At 36.1% G+C, this 3,272-nt stretch carries 3 protein-coding genes; all 3 read right to left on the bottom strand.

What is annotated here, in order from left to right; genetic code table 11:
* Positions 1-368: 368 nt before the first annotated feature.
* The 3 genes from FCJ93_RS24510 to FCJ93_RS24500 all read right to left on the bottom strand — a co-directional run bounded on the left by FCJ93_RS24510 (position 369) and on the right by FCJ93_RS24500 (position 3,127).
* Positions 369-1,472, bottom strand: coding sequence for an HD-GYP domain-containing protein (locus tag FCJ93_RS24510; RefSeq protein ID WP_095309532.1), 1,104 nt, complete (start codon positions 1,470-1,472; stop codon positions 369-371).
* A 167-nt stretch (positions 1,473-1,639) separates the two neighbouring features.
* The gene (locus FCJ93_RS24505) at positions 1,640-2,317 is read right to left on the bottom strand and encodes a DUF2294 domain-containing protein (protein WP_095309533.1); all 678 of its coding nucleotides are present in this window, start codon (positions 2,315-2,317) and stop codon (positions 1,640-1,642) included.
* A 114-nt stretch (positions 2,318-2,431) separates the two neighbouring features.
* Positions 2,432-3,127, bottom strand: coding sequence for a Na-translocating system protein MpsC family protein (locus FCJ93_RS24500; protein ID WP_095309535.1), 696 nt, complete (start codon positions 3,125-3,127; stop codon positions 2,432-2,434).
* Between the last annotated feature and the right edge of the window lie 145 nt (positions 3,128-3,272).

Below are 3,272 nucleotides of genomic sequence, written 5' to 3'. Positions count from 1 at the left end.
ACTGCGCCACTTGCTTTTTTGATTTCGATTGGAAATTGGTTGGTTTATGCGGACACTCCTTTGCTTCGTTCTGAAGACCTTTATCCGCATGAACCCTTTATGAGATGGACATGATTCTCCGGTTTTTTATCGATTTTGTTCTCATAGACCCCATATGCGGACACTCTTCCCTGTTTTTTACTCTTTCTTGTCCTCATGAGGGCACACTTTGCTCAACTTCTGTTCAAAGTTGCACTCATTTGCTAAAAGTCTAAATGCTGTTTAAAAAAATAAATCCTTCAAAGAATCAAAAAATCGAGTCTTTAAAGGAGCGGGGTTTTCCTTTTGCAGCAACCAAAAAAAGCATAAAGATTATTCTTTATCCTTTTTTATAACAATGCATCTGCATCGGTTATTTCTAACGATACATGTTCTTTTGCTGATAGATCAATTTCGTAAGGTTGAACCGTTTGATTTTCCTGATCTTTAATAATGCGAACAACCGGTCTACCTACTGCCTTAAAATTGTATTTTGCAACAATCCCTGTTCTGCCATCATTTAATAATACAGTTAAGCCTGGTGGGTAAATGGCGATGCTTTCTTTAAATAAATCGACCTGCCTTGGTTCAAATTGTGTTCCCTTTCCGTTATAAAGAATTTCCATTGCTTTATGAGGGAGCATTGCTGGATGATATGTTCGATGACTTGTGACAGCGTCAAAAACATCGGCAACGCTTATTATTTTGGCATACTTATGAATTTCGTTGTTTTTCAATCCCTGTGGATAGCCTTTTCCATCAATTCTTTCATGATGCTGGAGGGCGCAATGGGCAACTGGCAATGGAATTTCATGAATTTTCCTCAATTGGTTAAAGCCCAGTTCGCAATGAGATTGGATTAACTCAAATTCCATTTCTGTAAGTTTGCCTGGTTTATTAAGAATCTCTTTCGGGATAAATAGTTTGCCAAGATCATGTAACATGGCGCCGAGACCGATGTCTTCAATTTTTTTGATTGGTAAGCCATTCTCTATCGCCAACTGACAAGCATAAATCGAAACATTCAAAGAATGATTATAGACATGATCTTCATGAACCTTTGCAGTAGCTAATAAATTCAGTGCAGCCTTATTTTCATTTAAACATGATAAAATATCCTTAAACACTTTCTGTATACTGCGTACCACTCGTCCTGTCTTCATAATTCCATGAATATTCGGACGCTTATGTATATTAACCAATTCATCTAGTCCTTCTGTTATTGCGCTTGCCGCCTCTGCCCGAATCTCATTAGGAATCGTTTCAGTAATCTCAATTCCTTCAGATGCCTCGTCCTCGATATATACAGTAAAAACATTTAATTCCTTCAACCTTCTTATTAAATTATTGGTTAAATAAGTTCCTCGCGCCAAAAGAATCGTCCCATTTTCACGAAATATTGATTTAGCTAACAGCGCTCCGGTTTCACAATGATCCAACTTCACTAAACGCATTCTACTTTCTCTCCGCTTCTTATTACTAAGTTCTAATACCTGTATATAGTTAAATGATACTATAAAATGTTATTTTTCTGTAAAATAAATACAAAATATATAATAGGTATTAAGACTCATATTGAAGGTAAAGTACATGCAGGTGCGCTGAAACTGCTTCAAATTAATTAAGATAATATAAAAACCAGCACCGATTTATTTCCGTGAAAGTTCCAATCGATAAAAATGTCCCTTACTTGTTTGTGGAAAATTTCTTCAAAATCACCGTGACGATGGAAATAGCTTTTTTCCAATTGCTCCTTTGTATATCTCAACTCCTGTTCAAATCCTCTTTCAATCAATGCTTTTTCAATCTGAATAAGGATACCGGCCCTTTCTACGCAGTAGATAGAAGGAGTAATCGGGCATGTGTAAATTTCATCGGGAACTTTTTGAACTAACTCGCTAATTCGTGCAATCTCCTTTTCCAACTTTGGAATATCGACATCGTTTACAATATGGCCTTCCTCTTCTTTTTCTAATGTAAAAATAAAAATTCCAGTATTATTGGGAAAATTCCAGTCATGATAATACTCGATCACTTCTACATCAAGAGATACCTGCAGAACTCCTTTAATTTCTTCTATCAGAGAATTCATGATTAACCTTCTAGCCCTGTCTACATCTTTGGCATGTCCCTGTTTTAAAAGCACTTCTTCCATCGGTGCCACAAATCCCCGTACGTAGGCAGTCACATATTTTTTACAAACACTTGTCTGACATGACTGCGGCCCTCTTCCAAAATTCTTTCTTAACAGCTTGCTAATGTAACTGCTAATATAATCCAGCTTTTTTTGCTCAACCACTCATAATCAATCCTTTTTACGAGATAAAATAGCGATATTAGCTTCCCCATCATTTCCCATTTAATGCAAAAAACATGCTGATTATGAGGAGAGCCCATAACCAACATGCTTTTATCAAATTGCCTTTTTTGAAAAAATTAGAAACAGTACGTATCGATTTCTTTCATAATCGCACATCACAAATACATCATCAACAGAATAGTTTAGTATGCTTTCCAACTGCTTTTTATGTTTAAGATATCCTTGCTTAATATGCGTCAAGTGTTGCTGCAAAAAATGTGAGTTTCCATTTTTAAACAACAGTGTTTCAAGGTGAGTCTGAATGCCACTAATTTCGATTCCGCACATATTATGCGTATTCATAAACATCCGAATTTCTTCAGGCTTTTTATGTAATTGTAGCCCAATCTCTTCCACTACTTTTAGAAATCTATTAGATTGAGAATCTAAAATTACTTTCTCTTCATCCACATGTAGATGTTCTAAAAATACAAGTCCAGTATTTGAGCTATAGTTCCAATCATGAAAGAAATATTTAAAATCAATTTCTAAAACTTTGGATGCTTTCGCAATAAACTCTTGAATGACAGAATCAAATACCGCAGAACGAAAATGGTTAGCCAGCTCCCATTCTTCATTTTCTATCAGCACTTCCTCTGCGGGTGTAATGAAATTTCGAACAAAAATATAGAGTCTCCCTTTATTTAATACAGTTAAGCAGGATTCTGGACCTTTCCCAAATCTCTTTTTTAGCATCTTACTGAAGTTGCTACTCAATTTCAGTAAGTCTGGTTGTGTTGAATTTAACATTTCATAACCCCTTCAAGACAAAATAATCAAAACCACCAGTGTGAACTGGTGGTTTGCTCTGCGGCTGAAAGCCTCTCTTACCGGCCTTGGCCTTAAAGGCCAACTGAAAGGGTTTCCCTTCTGCACCACATTCACTCACTAATTC

It is taken from the genome of Robertmurraya siralis, from assembly GCF_005502275.1.
Lineage (GTDB): Bacteria > Bacillota > Bacilli > Bacillales > Cytobacillaceae > Robertmurraya > Robertmurraya siralis.
The sequence above is the reverse complement of the archived record's forward strand: the minus strand, read 5'-3'. Positions and strand labels throughout refer to the sequence as shown.